The organism is Streptomyces sp. NBC_01390 (assembly GCF_045040105.1).
Lineage (GTDB): Bacteria > Actinomycetota > Actinomycetes > Streptomycetales > Streptomycetaceae > Streptomyces.
The window spans coordinates 1,081,314-1,096,435 of the sequence record NZ_CP109551.1 but is presented as its reverse complement, the minus strand read 5'-3'; the positions used below and the strand labels follow the sequence as shown (position 1 = coordinate 1,096,435).

Sequence of the window (15,122 nt, the reverse complement as noted above, 5' to 3'; positions counted from 1 at the left end):
TAGATATGACTGATGACGTACAGCGGGCCCACTGGGGTGACTTGGACGGACAGAACTGGGCCGGTCTGGCCCGGCTCTCCACCGAGGAGATCGAGGGAGACGACTTAGCCGACGACCCGTCAGACAAGCACCGCTTCGTGCCGATGACCGGGCGGGACATCAAGAGCACGGAGGAGCAGGAGAAGGACGGCCGCCGGTTCGTGGAGAGCCGAGGAGGCCGGTACGTCCACACGTACATGGAGCCCGACACCTCAGCGTGGAAGCGTAGGAGGGTCCGTCTCCCGGACGGCCGTACCGCATACCGAGTGATCCGGCCTGTGTTCGAGGGAGCGTTGGAGGACCTCAAGCGCGGTATCGCGCCGAACGGCGAGCGCGTTGACGGCCTGATCGTCTATGACATCGACCGCCTCACCCGCGATCCCCGCCATCTTGAGGACGCCATAGAGGTAGTGGAGCACCACCACCGGCCGATCATCGACATCACAGGCACCTTGGATCTTCTGACGGACAACGGCCGCGCCATGGCCCGCGTGCTGGTGACCATGGCCAACAAGCAGTCCGCCGACACGGCCCGCAGGGTCCGGCGCAAGCACAAGGCGTTGCGTGAGCAGGGCATCCCTGTCGGGGGTTCGCGCCCGTTCGGTTGGCAGGAAGACAAGCGCACGCTGGACCCCAAGGAGGCGAAGCTACTGCGGGATGCCGCCCGTCGGCTGATCGAGGGAGCCACCTGGCATGGGATCATCGCTGAGTGGAACCGCGAGGGGATCACGACTCCCCGAGGCAATCGCTGGACACGCGCCGTCCTCAAGGAACTGATGCGGAACCCCCGCTTGTGCGGCCACCGTTCTTACACGATCTCCGACATCGCCCCGGAGACTGGACGAGAGACGCGCCATATCGCCGTCGCCCAGGACGACGAGGGCAAGCCGGTCGTTGGCCAGTGGCAACCCATCCTCACGGTGACCGAATGGCAAGCTCTCCTGGCGATCATCGGTGAGGGGCCGATTCGGGGCACTGGACACAACACCCGGACGTACCTGGGAACGGGGACGCTCCGATGCGGCAAAGAAGGCTGCGGAGCACTGCTACGCGCGCTCAAGGCGGCACGGAGCCAGGGGAAGCCCGAGGGGTACTTCTACTACGGCTGTCACGGCAAGTCGACCGGTCGAGGCTGCGGGGGCATCAAGATCGGTGGACCGGAGACCGACGAGTTGATAGGCAAGCTCGTGATCGCCAAGTACGAGGAGGAGGCCGCCGAGCGGGAGGCGACAGTGGCCCCGCAGGCATGGTCGAAGGAGGCGGAGTTGGCCAACGTCCGTGAGGACATCGCGGACCTCAAGCGGGCCCGACGGAACCGGCAGATCAGCGCTGAGAGGTACTACGCCGATCTGGCCGAATACGAGGCTGACGAACGGCGACTGATGAAGGACCGCAACGCCTGGCAGCGCAAGACCCTTGCCACCCACGGCAAACCCGTTGACATGGACAAGGAATGGCATCGGGACGGGATCACTTTGGCGGAGCGCCGCGCCTACGTCGAGCGCACCTTGACGGCCCTGGTTGCTCTCCCCGTAGGCAGGGGCAGCAAAGTGCCGTTGAGGGATCGTCTGGTCCCGATCTATGCCGAGGAGTAGGGGAGGACCAGCACACGCGGGCCTGTCACGTCGCACGGCGATGATGACGGGCCCTGTCGTTCGTGGACACTTCCAGTCCAAGAGCGGCGTTGATCCTGCGCCACTTGGCATCCGACCAACGGGGAGCCTTCCGCGCATGTGCTCGCGCCCAGGCCATGTCCGGATCTTCTGCGGGGTCACCCGGACGAGGCACCCAGCCCGCTCCTCTCGGCAGCCAGCTCTTCCCGCGCGGTCTCGCGACTGGCAGCGAGATCTGTGGCGATCCCAGCGGCGATGAGTGCGGCCCCCGGGGTGTGGCCGGAGCCGACGTAGCGCCAGTGCCCATCGGTCACCGTGCCAGGCACGGATTCGTGACCAACGTGTTCGGCACGTTGGGCGCGCAACGCGGTGTATGTCGTTGAGTAGGCGCGGGACTTGGTGAGGATGTGCCCCCGGTAGCCGAGAGTGTGGGCCCAGGCGCGGAGGCGGAGCGGCTCGTATTCGGGGAGGCCGCCGAGGCGCCAGCAGGTGCGCATGAGAGTGCGCACGTGCTCGGTGACGGGTGCAGAGGCGATGCCGTGCCAGGTGGTGATGGTGTGGTCGGTGCCGGCGCCTGTCTCGCTCGCGCCTTTGGTGACGTACTTGGCGACGTACGCGGCCACGGCGTCATCGTCGGGCCCGTCGCCGTCGGTGTGCAGTTGCCGGGCGTCGACCTGGACGCCCCAGCGCAAAGCCAGTTCGCCTGCGGCCGGGCTGTAGGGAGTGTGGACCAGGACCCGACCGGCGGAGGCGCGTACAGCGTCGATGAGCAGTTGCGCAGTGCCCCAGGCCGGGGGTTCGTCGCTGGGTCCGTTCGGACCGTCCAGGCGGACGACGGCATGCACGTGGACGGCCGCGCGCTTCTGGTATTCGGCGACGCGGGCGAAGGACAACCGGACGTGGTCCGCGAAGCGGGACTGCACGAGGCCGACCGAGGAGGCGAGGCGCCGCCGGACGTCGATGACGAACCGGTCCCACAGCTTGGAGGCGTGTGCGTGCCACAGCACGTGGGCGGTGTAGTCGTAGCAGTCGCCGCACAGCGGTTGGCCGACGGCCGGAGCATCCGGGGCGTGGGTGGCGCCGCAGCCGAGGGGGCGCCCGTGTTCGCAGGTTCCGCCGTCGCGGCGCGGTCGGCAACGCTCGTTCCCGGCACGATGGACCGGCCCGAACGACGGCGCGGTGAGGGTGACGAACAGGCGGGGGCGGTTGCGGACGGTGGTGGGGATGTTCTTGCCGCCGAGGAGGCCCGCGCGGACGAGGTGGAAGGTGTCGCCCGCGTGGAGGCGTGAGCAGGGGGCGCAGACACTCGCGCGCCGGTTGCGGCAGCGGACGGAGAGCCGTTCGCCGGGTTCGGTGCGGGTGTCGTAGTGGCGGAGGATCTCGCCCGTTGCCGCGTTTAGAGTCGTTGTCGACCCGGAGAGGTGGATGGGGTGGGCGCAGCCGCCGGTAGCGGTGATCTGCTCCAGCCAGCGCGGGAATTGGGGGTGTTGGGCGATGCGGAGTGCGTCTCGGTCTGTTTCGGGGAGTTGGCGCAGGCGCGCCGCGCGGTTGAGGACGGCGCGCCTGTCGGCCGGGGTGGTGTGTTGCGGGGTGATGGTGGTGACCTTCCGGGGTGGGCCGCCGCAGCGGCTCGGATGGGGGTGGGTGGCGGGGTGTGGGTCATGGGGATCACTCCTTGTGCGGTCAGTTGGGTCGGTTGGGGTGGTGGGTTCAGCGGATGGTTCCGGTGCCCCGGCAGACGCGGCAGCGCCGTAGTCGTCCGGTCCAGGTCTTGCGTGCTCCGTCGCCCTTGCAGACGGTGCATCTCACGCGGCGCATGGGCATAGCCGTATGTCCCTTTCTGCTGTGTCTAGAAGTGGGAGAAGCCGCTGAGGACCCAGGTGACGAAGCCGTTGATGGTGAGGCTGACGGGGGTCTGGCCGAGGTAGAGGCCGAACAGGGCGATGCAGACCGCTTCCCAGGCGCGGACGTCGCGGGAGCGGACGAGGAGGAAGGTGATGATCCCGAAGACCACGACGAGGGACACGGCGGCACCTGTGCTGATCATTGGGCGTCTCCTTCGAGGGCGGCGAGCGCGCGGGTGACGGTGGGCAGTTCGGGCACCAGGCCCGCGTGCTTACGGGTGACGGCGACGGCTTCTTGGGTGGGGGTGAGGTGGGAGCGGGCGCGGTTCCAGCCGCCGTCCGGTCCGGTGCACACGGCCACGCCCTGTTCCTGAGCGGTGATCGACTGGGCGATGGCCACGGCGTCCTTGTTGAGGTCGCCGAGGATCATTTCGGCGGTGCCGGGGTCGTTGACCCGGTGGCAGATGCGTCCGCCGAGTTGGGCCCGCAAGGCGGTGACGCCGGGGCCGAGGTCGGAGCCGACGCGTTGCCCGGCGACGATCAGGTGGATGCCGAGGGCGGCGCCGAGTTGGGCCAGGCGGAGCAGGAGGGTGGAGCACTGTTCGGCTTCTGCTTTGCTCTCGCGTCTGCCGTCGGACAGGTAGAGTTCCGCGATCTCGTCGACGATCACGACGACGGGTACGGGCCGGAACCTGACGGGCAGTTCCCAGATGGAGCGGGCGCCGGCCGTCCGGCAGACGCTCATCCGGTCCTGCATCTCGACCACCAGCGCGGCGAGCACCGCGACCGCCTCACGCCGACTCGTCGCCAGCGCACTCAACCTCTGCGCAAACAAACCGAGTTCCATGCCGCCCTTGCAGTCGATGCCGACTAGGGCGACGTGCTGCGGGGCGAGTTGGGTGATCAGCCGGGCCAGCAGGGTGGACTTGCCCGACCGAGTGGCCCCGGCGATCAGCCAGTGCGGCACCACCAGGAGATCCATCACCCACGCGCCCCCGCTCTCCAACACCCCGATCAGTGCCGAGAGCAGTTCGGCCGGGGCGGTCGCCAGGCCGGGGCGTTGCAGCGGATCGGTGGCCGTTGCCGTCAGCAGCGCCAGCCCCCGTTCCGGCGAGGTGACCCGCACCGCGTGGACCTTCCACGCATGCACCAGGGCATCGGCCGCCTTGAGGTACATGGCCGGGGTCTGGCCCGCATGCAGCCGCACCACCACGGTCAGGCCCATACGGGTGGCGCGTGGGAAGGAGATGCGCGGTGCCACCGGCCGGACCGGATCGCCCTTGACGACCAGGTCACCGAGCAGCCCACGCGACGGACGACGGGACACGGCAAGATCGACGAGCACGGCCACCTTGCGCCAGGTGAACACCACCCGCCACACAGCGGCCGGGTATCCGGCGAGGTACCAGTGCCAGACCGGGCGATGCCGCCGCAGCAGATCACCACCACCCAGCACCCAGACGAGCACCAACAGCCCGAGGGCGAGAGCCAGGATGCCGGTCATCACGCACCACCGGCCTTTAAGGCGCCGGAGATGGGGGTGATGGCGTCGGCGCGGAAGCTGACGCCGTGCCGGTCGCCCATCGCCCACATGAACGCGGTCAGCCCGGTGACCTTGAGGATCATCCCTTCCTCGATGCCCTTGGGTTCGCCGGTGACGGCGATCTCGATGACGGAGATCCGCCGCCGGTCCTGGCGCACGGTGACGGCGACGGTGTAGACGGGGTTGCCGTCCCGGTCCTTCTTGACCTCCTGTGTCTCCTGGTTGCTGATCTTTGCTTCGGGGGCGATGGCGCAGCGCAGTACGCCGAGCCGCCCGGTGTCCACGGGAATGGACTGCATTTCGTTGGCCTCCCTGGCCGATCTGGACGCCTGACATATTCAGACGTCACTTGTCCTTACGAGTGAAGACTATGAAGTGCTGTACGGCGAGGACGCAAGTACTTATGCTGACGAGTGATGTCGCGCGTGCGACGTGACTACGAACTGAACCCGGAGATGCCGCCATGTCGGAGATCCAGCGCCCCGGAGCCCTCTACCAGCAGGTGGCCGCCGCCATCCGGGAAGCCATCCTGTCGGGCGAGTTCGCCCCCGATGCCCTACTGCCGTCCGAGGCCCAACTCATGGCCCGCTACGGCGTATCGCGCCCCACCGTCCGCAACGCCGTCGCGGCCCTACGAGCGGAAGGCCTGATCGACGTCCGCCACGGCAAAGGCAGCTACGTCCGCTCCACCGGACAGCCCACCCTCACCCTCGAACGCCGCATCACCCACACCGCCGACGGCACGTTCGTGATGCCAGGCGGCGACGTATGGGACGAGACCGAAGAGCCGAGCACCTACCGCACCCGCACCACCAAGGACACCGGCCGACTCCTCCAACTCGGCGCAGAAGAAGCCCTGTTCGGATGCGACCGTCTCCTGACCGACCCCAACTCCGGGACGCGCGCCATGCACCGCACGCTGATCCCCTTCACGACCGCCGAGACCGTCCCGTTGCTCGCCGAGGAGCCGTCCACCCGCCCGGCCGAGATCTACGAGCTGCTCACCCAGGACGGGCACAAGCTGTCCTGGACAGAGACGGTCCGCGCCCGCATGCCGCTTCCCGACGAGCGGACCACGCTCCGCCTGCCGGACGCGACCCCGGTCCTGCACCTGGCCCGCGTCACGCACTCCGCCGACGGCCGCCCGCTGATCCTCGAAGAGCTGCGCACCGGCGCAGACCGTGCCGAACTCGCCTACCGGATCACCGCCGACAAACAGCCCACCCGACGCACCCGCGCCTGAGCAGCAACGGCCATCGGTCGAAACAGCCTTCACTTCCTCAAGGGCGCGCCTACGGCGCGCCAGGGCGCCCGGCCGCCCCGGCCGGGCGTGCGGCGTGGCCGCCGATCCCGTCCGGACGGCCAGCGCCCCACACCGCAGCACGCCAGGGGAGTTGAGGCGTCGACCGGCCGTGGCAGGCCGGGGTGTCGTGGGCTGGGGGTCGACGGCCTCCGAGACTTTAGGCAGCCACCATGGGGCGAGCCTCGAAGAACAGGGGGCCGATCGGGCTATTGCGGGCAGCTCCAAGGCCTGCCCGATCCGCTGGCGAGCGTAAGGCCCCCTGTTCACTCGCCCCATGGCAGCTCCCGCCCAAAGTCCCTGCGGCCGGCGACGTGCCCACCCGCACCACTCACCAGCGAGAACGCTCCTCATGCCACACCGTCGCCAGGGTGCGACTCCAGGAGCCAAGCAAGCCGCTCCAACGCGTCCGGCCAGCCCGTAACCCGGACCACGCCGCGCCCGTCCTCATTCGTCGAGGCAACGGCCCGTACCTCCGACAGCTCGAACCCGGCACCGAGGAACGCCCGGTTTAAGCGGTCGGCAGACTCTCGCGCGACCCGCCACGCCGCCAGGTAGTCGACGCCAGGCACCCAGAGCCCGAAGTCCGCACCGGAGTCGTCGATGCCGTCGCTCAGCCAGTTCTCGCCAGCGCCAGTCATTGTGTCCACCTCTGTCCTGGTCCAGATAACAGATCGTCAACTCTCTTTGGTCCAGGGCGGATGCACAGCACAACGACCCCGGTACCATCAGGCACCGGGGGTCGCTGTACTCCCTTCCGGACCACCCCAGTTGCTTCCAGGCGCGGGGGTGGTCCGGTCTTGCGTTTTCGGTTGTGAAGCGCGGCCCCTTGCTACTCGGGTGGGGAACCCGATGGCCCAAGCCAAGAGGCCGCGCCCCGTACGCCGGAGGGACGACCCTCCAGCCCTCAGACCGTCACCCGCTCCCGAGGGAGCAACGAGGACGTGACGGCCCGAAGATCACCACAACGGCTTGCCCCCGGTGCCGTCGACGAGGTCGAGGCGGGCCCACACGGTCTTTCCGCCCTTGTCTTCCGGTGTCCACCAGACCGAGGTGGCCAGCCGCTGAACGATCAACAGCCCCCGCCCGCTGTCGGGCAGCACAGCCTCAGACAGTTCGCCCGAGAGGCCGGGGGAGAACGGCTCTCCCAACGGGAGCAATGGCGGGGACGAGTCCTCATCGGCGACGCCGATGAACAGCCACTTCGGCCACAGCTTGAACGCCACATCGATACGCCGAGCTCCGCCGGGCCTGGAAAAGCAGCGCTCCGGCACAGCATGGTTGATTACGTTCCCGACCAGCTCTGACACGATCAGCCGGGCATCATCCACGACGTCATGGGCCCCGGTGCTCTCAAGGAACGCACCCGTCATGTCACGCGCGAGGCGCGCGGTGTTGCCGAATTCGGCGAAGAGCGTGAGCGTCAGGTAGCGCCCACCGTCGGACAGATTCGGCGAGATGAACCAGTGAGCGAACGCGTCCAGCTCACTCGCCACGTGCTCACGCTTTCGAGCTTGCTTCGCGGTCATGACACAAAGTCACCGTCTCCGGTCACATCCGCCGAGACTCTCCCGGCGGGGTGGACCGAGGATGCATCCCCTGTATCGGCTGTCGCTCCCCCCTCTTGGGGACCCCCCTCGTGGGTACACTCGCAAGACGAACGCAGAAGAGAAGACACGTCTGGTCAATCACGATGGGGAAGTGAGATGACCGAAGCAGCGCCGACACCGGCAGCCTTGCCGCCGCACGTGCTGGAACGCGCGGACGTACGGTCGGCAGTCGCCAACCACGACTTCGGCGAAGTCTTCAGACTCGCCCGACTGCACGGCAAGATCAGTTACGCCAAGATCGCCGAAGCCGTCGGCTACAAGCGCGAGCACATCGGCCTCATGGCCCGACCGGAGACCGACGGCAAGGGCGCACGCCCACGGATCACCCAGCACCGCAAGATCCTCGAAGTGGTGGACGGGCTACGCATTCCCGGCCCTCTCGCAGGACTCGCCCCACGCCCCTGGGAGCTGGCACGAAGCGCCAGCATCGCCGTGCCGCAGGACCCGAGCACCTTGATCACAGAGGGTGGTGCAGGACTCTGGGACATCGCCGAACTACTACGGCGCACGGAGATGTCCAGCATCAACAGCGCAGCCCTGGAGTCGATCGAACAGGGCATTGACCAACTGGCCCGCGCCTATCCGTATGCAGACGCCGACTACCTGCACGAGCGCACCCGCAACGGCTTGCAGTACGTCACCAAGCAACTCGAAGGCCGGATGACCCTGCGCCAGCACCGGGAACTCCTCGTCGACGCAGGCTGGCTCTTCCTTCTCAACGCGTGCGTGCAGTACGACCGAGGCCAGCGTGAGGCAGCCAACCTCAGCAAGGCCGCCGCCCTGCGGATCGGCGATGAGGCCGGCAACGGCGAAATCAAGGCATGGGCGTTCGAGATCGAGGCATGGTTCGCCCTCACTCAAAGCCGCTGGCAAGACATGCTTGACGCCGTGGAAGCAGGGCACATCGCCGACCAGACACACTCCGTCGGCGTGCAGCTGTACGCACACAAGGCCCGCGCCGCTGCACGGATGGGAGACGCCCGACTTGTCCGTGACTCGCTGGATGCCGGACGCGCCCGCTTGGACCGATTGCCCCGGCCGGATCACCCCGAGCACCACTTCATAATCGATCCGGACAAGTGGGATTTCTACGAGATGGACGCCTACCGTCTGCTCGGAGACGATGAACGCGCCGCCACCCACGCACGGTCAGTAATCCGAATCAGCACGGGCCCGGACGGTACCGAGATTTCCCCAATGCGCGCCGCAGAGGCCCGCCTCACACTCGGAGTCGCCGCAGCCCGCACCGGCGACATAGAGGAGGCCGTAGGCATGGGTACTACGGCACTTGCGGCCGCCAGGAAGTCCCTTCCATCGTTGCTTTTAGTCGCCAATGAACTGGACAAGGAACTTCGTGCCCGTTATCCGCGCGAGGCCGTTACGCGTGACTTCCATGAACGGATTTTGAGCATCACGAGGGGCGCGGCCACACCTGAGCTTCCATTCTGAGTTGCTTGCCTTCGTCCTCCTGAATGCATGTGTTTGTGTGGGAATTTTCATCCCAATTTAACTACCCCCGAACGTGTTTACCCATTTTTCGATGGCGTCTTGACCGATGAAATCGGTGATGATTTGGGTAGAGATATTGCGATTGACTAGATTTGAAGCACGCGCAAGGACGGTATCGGAAATGTCGACGGGGATGATGGCTTCCCCTCGGAAATTGGAGCTAATTAGATTTGTGACAGCCAGGTCGGTCGGTGGCGCGCTGTAGCCCATAATGACTAGTTCTTCCGCCTCTCGGAGTGCCTGAGCTGCAATTTGCCATTGCGTTGCAAGAAGTCGATTGGAGTAGAAGGGGGTTTTCGTTGCTGCAGGTGGAATGAGTAGGGGTAGCTTGTCGGACACATATGTTTCGACTTCTTCCCACATGTTACTGATGCCTTCATTGAAGGATCCGTGCCAGGAAGCCTCGTAAATGACATCAAATTCGCCACCCTCAGGTCCTGAATACCACCAGGATACTGACCCGTGTAGTTTGAGAAGTTTGAGTGTAGGACGCCTGTCCCCACCCACGACGGCGCTCACTCGCAATGCTGCTGGAGTTACGGGGATTGAATAGAGTTCTCCCGGCCACTTGTCCTGTTTATCTGCGCTTTGTAGATATGCCAACTCGACTAGGCGGTCATAGTTAAAGGTAATGACCGTTGACTCGGTGCGATCCCAGTATTGAACTAGGGGACCTAGCCAACTTGGAGCCGCATTGTGAGCGACTCGCAATTCCAGTGCTGTGATTGACTGGGCAATATCGTCGGAGACTTCAATGAATTGGGCGCGATTTCGCATTTTTTCTGCCACAGTCAGCCATGGCCCTGGATCCGCCAACGAGCTCAACCAACGCTCAAGGTCATTACCGAAACCGGCTAGGTCGTCGGAAATGTCAATCCCACGCCCATGAAATGCTTCTTTTACGCTATCGGTCAGTTGGTAGAGAGTAGGCATCAGAGGGTTGATGGCCTTAGAGAAACCTGCGCCGAGGATGAAGACTCTATTCATGGGCGCAGCGTAGCGGTTCCCGGTGCATGGGTTGGCAGATACAGGATGTGAGCCCTATCTGGTCCCGTACCTGGCCGTCTCGGCCGACTTGTTTCAGAACCCTGCCATTGACTTGTCCAGCACTCCGCCCACCGCGCCGTAGAAGCTGCACCGAGCAGAGTGCCCTGCTTTGCGGCGGATGAGGAACCCTACGAGGAAGGAGAGTGTAAAGATCCCGTACAGGACCACCGTCATCAGGGGGTTGTAGACGAAGTAGACGAAGCATGCGATGCCAAGCCAGACCAGGATCGGGAGGAGAGAGCCACGTATGACTGTCCGGAACGTGATCGGTACCGCCCCGTGCGTCAGCACACGTTGATTCCATAAGTCGATGTGGTTCCGGGTTACACAGTGCTCATCGCGCATCCAGCAATGAGATCACGCTTCAATCTTGATCCACATGGTGATCCGCAAGTATTGGCTTGAGAGTGAAGGAGAAGCTGCATTTACCAAGGTGTTGCGACAAGCACAACCGCCACCACGCCAACCCCAACCACATCGAGAAGGATCCCGACGTCGTCGCCGACGTCCTGGTGTTCACCGGCGAACAGGCTCGGCATCGCACCGGCTTCCGGGGCTGGCTGACCCGTCATCAGGCCTGGCTCTTCTTCCCTCTCACGCTCCTTGAGGGCATCGCTCTGCAGATCACCGGCTTCAGGTACCTGCGCCGACAGGCGCCCCGGGAACGGGCAGTGGAGGCCGTCCTCCTGGTGACCCATGCCGTTGCCTACGCGACGCTGCTGCTGACCTCCCTCTCGCTTGGCCAGGCACTCGTCTTCGCCGCCCTCCACCAGGCGCTGTTCGGCCTCCACCTGGGCATGGCCTTCGCGCCCAACCACAAGGGCATGGAGATGCCCGACCCCGAAGGAGGCGAGCGCTGGGGCCATCTGCGCCGCCAGGTGCTCACCTCCCGCAACGTCCGCGGCGGCGCCCTGACCGACTGGTTCCTCGGCGGCCTCAACTACCAGGTCGAGCACCATCTCTTCCCGAGCATGCCCCGCCCCCATCTGCGGCTCGCCCAGCCGACGGTGCGCGCCTACTGCCGTGAGGTGGGTATGCCCTATACGGAGACAGGGCTCGTCGACTCGTACCGGCAGGCGCTGCGTCACATGTACGAGGTGGGAGAGCCCCTCAGGGGCGAGTAGGGGGCGCATCTCAGGGACGTCTCAGGGTCGCGGTCCGGAACTGTGGGAGGCGCGGGCCCGTTTTTCAGATCAGAGAGCGGCACTGGCCGCGAAGGAGGCGACACTCATGTCGAGGAACGCGAAGATCGCCGCAGGGGGCGTGGCAGTCGGGATCATCCTGTTGTTCTGGCTGCCGTGGTGGGCCGCGCTGCTGATAGTGCTGGGAGTCCCGGCAGCCGCCTACCTCACGCTGGACCCCGCACAGCGGCGCAGGCTGCGCCGAGTCTCACGCAAGGAGATCGGCCGCTGAGGGGGCGCCGTTCTATGTCCCGCGCCCACTGCCGCTGACCCTCCGCAGGGCCCGCAAAAGCGCCTGGAGTGCCGACGCCGCCCGGAATCAGAGCCATCCGGGCGGCGTCGGCCGACGCGCTCAGCTGGGGCGTACGGCCATTTTGTCGAGTGCTTCGAGGAGACCGGGCAACTCCGGGCCCCGGCCCACCGGCAGTACCTCTCCGGGCTCGTCGTCGAGCAGGACGAACGCGATGTCGTCGGTTCTGGCCACCATCGACCAGCCGGGACCGTCGGCGCGCAGAGTCCGCGCGTCTCCGGGAGCGAAGGAGGAGCGGACACGGCCGAGGGGCGGAGGTGTCTCCACGTACGCCCGTACCTCCGCCATGACGCGCCGGATGCTCGCACCGGGTCGCTTCACGCCGCCGTCGGCCTGCCCGGGGGTGTCCTCGATCGGTGCTGCGCCCCCCTCGGACGTGCCTGCGGTTTTTCCGGCCCGGCCCGTGTCCGCCTCGGCCTGTGCCGGTTCACCTGCGGGCGCCGCCGACCCGCCGCCCGCAGGGGCGAAGTCCTCGTCGCTGAGCTGTTCCCGCCAGGTCGCCCACTGGCGCGCGATCTCGTCGGCGCCCAGACGGCGCTGGGCGGGGCCCCACGAGGTGGTGTCCGGCGGAGTGAGGGGCGGCCGGTCCGCGACCTCGGGGCCCGGGTCGTGCGGGGCGGGGACGTCGGGAGCCGCGACGGCGACGGCGAGAGGCCAGCCGGGCAGGGCCGCGACGACGGTGTGCTCCTCCGGCGACAGGTCGTATTCCATTCCGCAGTCCCACGACGCGATCGCGACCGCGACCAGGGATACGTCGTCGATGGCGACGGTCCATCGCGCGCCGTCGCCGTCCTGGCCGAGCACCAGCCCGTACCCGTCGGCGAGAGGCGCCAGGCCGAGCGCCGTACATGCCTCCAGATAGTCGTCGCCCAGCACGCTCGGGAACTGCGCGGGCGTCAGCAGCGCCGCAGTGAGCACATAGAGCGCGTCGTCCGCGGTGGCGACGGCTTCCTCGTCCGTCTCTGCCATCCCAGCCTCCCCATCGGTTCTTCCATCGGCGCGCACCCTAATCCGATCGGAAGGCTGTTGTCACGACTCCCACCCCTCCCGGAGCTGCTGCTTTCCTGCAGGGCAGGGGGAATCGACCGGATGTACCCGCTTCGGTCAGGCCGTCGGCAGCCCGAGGAGCTCCCGGGCCACCGTCCGCGGCGACTCGTCGCGCTCTCTGGCCAGCGCGATGACGGCACGGCACGCCAGCTCGTTCACCCCGAACGACAGTGCTTCCGGGGACACCCAGGCCACGGCTTCGTCCATCTGATCCTGGTCGTCCTCCGCGCACGCCGACACATACACGGCGGCCGCCTCGAAGAGATTGTGTGCGCGTTTCCTACGCCCCGGGCTCTCTTGCACCTCTTCCGCCACTTCGGCCTCTTCCGCTTCCGGGCGCCAGGATCGGAGGAACCTTGTGAACGATTCATGGATGCCGCCGAACACGCGGACCACCTTCCCCCTGTGTGGTTGCCATGGTTGAGCGTTCATCTGCCGCTCTCCAACGTAGAGTTGCGGCGCCCACGGCAGAAGAGGACAGCCGCGCTGCCGCCGCCCCGTACGACGAGGGTCCCGGTCAGGCCGGGCGCACGGCCAGCGCCAGAAATCGTGCGTCCTCGTCCACGTACGACGTCATGTGCCAGCCGGCGCCGGCCAGCAGTGGACCGAGACTGGCCTCCGCCCGCAGGTCCTGCGAGGTGATCCGCCGGCCCTGCCGGGCAGCCAGTGCGGCTCTGCCGATCGGGTGGAACAGCGCCAGGGTGCCGCCGGGTCGCACCACGCGCGCGAGTTCCCGCAGATTCTCGCCAGGATGCGGCAGATGCGCGATCAGGCCTGCCGCGAACACGGCGTCGAGCGACTCCGAACGCAGGGGGAGGGCCGCCACGTCGGCGAGCAGCAGCTGTCCGTCAAGGCCCCGTCCGGCCCGTACCGCGGCCTCCAGCATGGCCGGGGTCAGATCCGCGCCCAGGACCACTCCCGAGGGCCCCACGGCGGCACGCAGCGGATTCAGGGCGCGCCCGGTGCCACAGCCCGCGTCCAGCACCCGGGACCCCTCACGCAGCCCCAGGTCGGCGACCGCGGCGGCGTAGGCGGGCCCGTCGTCGGGGAATCTGCTGTCCCAGTCGGCCGCGCGGACGGTGAAGAACTCCCGGACGTGTGTGTGGTCGTCGCTCATGTTCCGCATGATCCCGCACAGACGCGAAGTACCCCAGGGCGCGCATGTTCGAGCTGGACGCGATCGTTCAGGCGCATTTCCCTGCCATATTTCAATACCTTTCGAAATGCGCCCCCAATGTGCGCCCATGCCCCCACTAGCGTCCCCTGGTCATGGGACACCTGGACCACGCCGCCTTCGGCTGGCTGACCCCCGCACTGTCATACGTGATGGCCTGCACAGGCGCCGCCCTCGGGCTGCGCTGCACCGTCCGCGCGCTCGGCGCGACCGGGCGCTCGCGCCGCAACTGGCTCGTCACCGCGGCCTCCGCGATCGGCACCGGCATCTGGACCATGCACTTCGTGGCCATGCTCGGCTTCAGCGTCGGCGGCACCGACATCCGCTACGACGTGCCGCTGACGATCCTCAGCCTCCTCGTCGCCATGGCCGTCGTCTCCACCGGAGTCTTCGCCGTCGGCTACGGGCACGACCGAGCCCGCGCCCTCTTTGTCGGCGGACTCACCACCGGGCTGGGTGTGGCGAGCATGCACTACCTCGGCATGGCGGCGGTACGCCTGCACGGCGACGTGAAGTACGACCCGGCGCTCGTCGCGCTCTCCGTGGTGATCGCCGTCGTCGCGGCCACCGCGGCCCTGTGGGCGGCTCTGAACATCAAGTCGCCGAAGGCGGTGACCGTCGCCTCGCTCGTCATGGGGGCGGCCGTCAGCAGCATGCACTACACCGCGATGTTCGCAGTGCGCGTGGACGTCACGCCCTCCGGCCAGACGCTGCCCGGGGCCACGGCGATGCAGTTCATCTTCCCCCTCGCCGTCGGCCTCGGGTCCTACCTCTTCCTGACCTCGGCGTTCGTCGCACTGTCGCCGACGGCCGGGGAACGCCAGGAATCCGCGTCCGCCCAGCGACCGGTCGACAGCGTCGCCGCCGGCCAGTGACGCGCGGCGGGCCGTCCACGACCCGCGGGC

The 15,122-nt window shown here is 67.0% G+C and carries 16 protein-coding genes and 1 pseudogene; 6 read left to right on the top strand and 11 right to left on the bottom strand.

All coding sequences use genetic code 11. From position 1 onward, the window contains the following. The first annotated feature begins 5 nt into the window (after positions 1–5). Positions 6–1,634, top strand: coding sequence for a recombinase family protein (locus OG241_RS04765; protein WP_405813842.1), 1,629 nt, complete (start codon positions 6–8; stop codon positions 1,632–1,634). 176 nt (positions 1,635–1,810) lie between these two features. On the opposite strand, the gene OG241_RS04760 is transcribed toward OG241_RS04765, so the two are convergent. The 4 genes from OG241_RS04760 to OG241_RS04745 all read right to left on the bottom strand — a co-directional run bounded on the left by OG241_RS04760 (position 1,811) and on the right by OG241_RS04745 (position 5,338). Further along, a complete protein-coding gene (locus tag OG241_RS04760; protein ID WP_405826048.1) occupies positions 1,811–3,187 on the bottom strand; it encodes a replication initiator in 1,377 nt (458 codons plus the stop codon). 314 nt (positions 3,188–3,501) lie between these two features. Next, the gene (locus OG241_RS04755) at positions 3,502–3,699 is read right to left on the bottom strand and encodes a hypothetical protein (protein WP_086747616.1); all 198 of its coding nucleotides are present in this window, start codon (positions 3,697–3,699) and stop codon (positions 3,502–3,504) included. Beyond that, the gene (locus tag OG241_RS04750) at positions 3,696–5,000 is read right to left on the bottom strand and encodes an FtsK/SpoIIIE domain-containing protein (protein WP_405813841.1); all 1,305 of its coding nucleotides are present in this window, start codon (positions 4,998–5,000) and stop codon (positions 3,696–3,698) included. Before OG241_RS04750 ends, OG241_RS04755 begins: the two co-directional genes overlap by 4 nt. After that, complete coding sequence (locus OG241_RS04745) at positions 5,000–5,338, bottom strand: hypothetical protein (protein ID WP_006378502.1); 339 nt, start codon at positions 5,336–5,338, stop codon at positions 5,000–5,002. The genes OG241_RS04750 and OG241_RS04745 overlap by 1 nt, the downstream gene beginning before the upstream one ends. A 164-nt stretch (positions 5,339–5,502) precedes the next feature. Here OG241_RS04745 and OG241_RS04740 point away from each other — a divergent pair, with 164 nt between their 5' ends. Then, positions 5,503–6,282 (top strand): GntR family transcriptional regulator, encoded by a 780-nt coding sequence (locus tag OG241_RS04740; protein WP_405813840.1) that lies wholly within the window; start codon positions 5,503–5,505, stop codon positions 6,280–6,282. A 407-nt stretch (positions 6,283–6,689) separates the two neighbouring features. Here the strand turns inward: OG241_RS04740 and OG241_RS04735 are convergent, their stop codons facing one another. Both OG241_RS04735 and OG241_RS04730 read right to left on the bottom strand, forming a co-directional pair. Beyond that, complete coding sequence (locus tag OG241_RS04735; RefSeq protein ID WP_405813839.1) at positions 6,690–6,980, bottom strand: hypothetical protein; 291 nt, start codon at positions 6,978–6,980, stop codon at positions 6,690–6,692. Positions 6,981–7,298: 318 nt separating this feature from the next. Then, positions 7,299–7,868, bottom strand: coding sequence for an ATP-binding protein (locus OG241_RS04730; protein ID WP_405813838.1), 570 nt, complete (start codon positions 7,866–7,868; stop codon positions 7,299–7,301). A 177-nt stretch (positions 7,869–8,045) separates the two neighbouring features. Here OG241_RS04730 and OG241_RS04725 point away from each other — a divergent pair, with 177 nt between their 5' ends. Further along, entirely contained in the window at positions 8,046–9,398 is a 1,353-nt protein-coding gene (locus OG241_RS04725; RefSeq protein ID WP_405813837.1) for a tetratricopeptide repeat protein, read from the top strand. A 57-nt stretch (positions 9,399–9,455) separates the two neighbouring features. Here the strand turns inward: OG241_RS04725 and OG241_RS04720 are convergent, their stop codons facing one another. Beyond that, on the bottom strand, positions 9,456–10,445 hold the full coding sequence (locus tag OG241_RS04720) for a hypothetical protein (protein WP_405813835.1): 990 nt from the start codon (positions 10,443–10,445) through the stop codon (positions 9,456–9,458). A gap of 93 nt (positions 10,446–10,538) precedes the next feature. Beyond that, positions 10,539–10,850: a hypothetical protein gene (locus tag OG241_RS04715; RefSeq protein ID WP_405813834.1), complete on the bottom strand. Its 312-nt coding sequence runs from the start codon at positions 10,848–10,850 to the stop codon at positions 10,539–10,541. 95 nt (positions 10,851–10,945) lie between these two features. On the opposite strand from OG241_RS04715, the pseudogene OG241_RS04710 reads away from it, so the two are divergent. Together OG241_RS04710 and OG241_RS04705 are read left to right on the top strand one after the other, a co-directional pair. Continuing rightward, positions 10,946–11,629 (top strand): annotated as a pseudogene (locus OG241_RS04710) (acyl-CoA desaturase); the annotation flags it as partial. 106 nt (positions 11,630–11,735) lie between these two features. Next, positions 11,736–11,918 (top strand): hypothetical protein, encoded by a 183-nt coding sequence (locus OG241_RS04705; protein ID WP_405539004.1) that lies wholly within the window; start codon positions 11,736–11,738, stop codon positions 11,916–11,918. 120 nt (positions 11,919–12,038) lie between these two features. Here OG241_RS04705 and OG241_RS04700 read toward each other — a convergent pair whose 3' ends face one another. From OG241_RS04700 to OG241_RS04690, 3 genes are all read right to left on the bottom strand, one after another. Then, the gene (locus OG241_RS04700; protein WP_405813833.1) at positions 12,039–12,965 is read right to left on the bottom strand and encodes a hypothetical protein; all 927 of its coding nucleotides are present in this window, start codon (positions 12,963–12,965) and stop codon (positions 12,039–12,041) included. Between the two features lie 135 nt (positions 12,966–13,100). After that, entirely contained in the window at positions 13,101–13,430 is a 330-nt protein-coding gene (locus OG241_RS04695; protein WP_405813831.1) for a hypothetical protein, read from the bottom strand. 130 nt (positions 13,431–13,560) lie between these two features. Further along, positions 13,561–14,169, bottom strand: coding sequence for a class I SAM-dependent methyltransferase (locus OG241_RS04690; protein WP_405813829.1), 609 nt, complete (start codon positions 14,167–14,169; stop codon positions 13,561–13,563). Between the two features lie 143 nt (positions 14,170–14,312). On the opposite strand from OG241_RS04690, the gene OG241_RS04685 reads away from it, so the two are divergent. Next, the gene (locus tag OG241_RS04685) at positions 14,313–15,092 is read left to right on the top strand and encodes an MHYT domain-containing protein (RefSeq protein WP_405813828.1); all 780 of its coding nucleotides are present in this window, start codon (positions 14,313–14,315) and stop codon (positions 15,090–15,092) included. The last annotated feature ends 30 nt before the right edge of the window (positions 15,093–15,122 follow it).

Excerpts from the sequence above, each read along its gene's own strand:
- OG241_RS04765 (WP_405813842.1), top strand. The coding sequence starts at position 6 with ATGACTGATGACGTACAGCGGGCCCACTGGGGTGACTTGGACGGACAG.
- OG241_RS04755 (WP_086747616.1), bottom strand. The coding sequence starts at position 3,699 with ATGATCAGCACAGGTGCCGCCGTGTCCCTCGTCGTGGTCTTCGGGATC.
- OG241_RS04750 (WP_405813841.1), bottom strand. The coding sequence starts at position 5,000 with ATGACCGGCATCCTGGCTCTCGCCCTCGGGCTGTTGGTGCTCGTCTGG.
- OG241_RS04745 (WP_006378502.1), bottom strand. The coding sequence starts at position 5,338 with ATGCAGTCCATTCCCGTGGACACCGGGCGGCTCGGCGTACTGCGCTGC.
- OG241_RS04740 (WP_405813840.1), top strand. The coding sequence starts at position 5,503 with ATGTCGGAGATCCAGCGCCCCGGAGCCCTCTACCAGCAGGTGGCCGCC.
- OG241_RS04735 (WP_405813839.1), bottom strand. The coding sequence starts at position 6,980 with ATGACTGGCGCTGGCGAGAACTGGCTGAGCGACGGCATCGACGACTCC.
- OG241_RS04730 (WP_405813838.1), bottom strand. The coding sequence starts at position 7,868 with ATGACCGCGAAGCAAGCTCGAAAGCGTGAGCACGTGGCGAGTGAGCTG.
- OG241_RS04725 (WP_405813837.1), top strand. The coding sequence starts at position 8,046 with ATGACCGAAGCAGCGCCGACACCGGCAGCCTTGCCGCCGCACGTGCTG.
- OG241_RS04720 (WP_405813835.1), bottom strand. The coding sequence starts at position 10,445 with ATGAATAGAGTCTTCATCCTCGGCGCAGGTTTCTCTAAGGCCATCAAC.
- OG241_RS04715 (WP_405813834.1), bottom strand. The coding sequence starts at position 10,850 with ATGCGCGATGAGCACTGTGTAACCCGGAACCACATCGACTTATGGAAT.
- OG241_RS04705 (WP_405539004.1), top strand. The coding sequence starts at position 11,736 with ATGTCGAGGAACGCGAAGATCGCCGCAGGGGGCGTGGCAGTCGGGATC.
- OG241_RS04700 (WP_405813833.1), bottom strand. The coding sequence starts at position 12,965 with ATGGCAGAGACGGACGAGGAAGCCGTCGCCACCGCGGACGACGCGCTC.
- OG241_RS04690 (WP_405813829.1), bottom strand. The coding sequence starts at position 14,169 with ATGCGGAACATGAGCGACGACCACACACACGTCCGGGAGTTCTTCACC.
- OG241_RS04685 (WP_405813828.1), top strand. The coding sequence starts at position 14,313 with ATGGGACACCTGGACCACGCCGCCTTCGGCTGGCTGACCCCCGCACTG.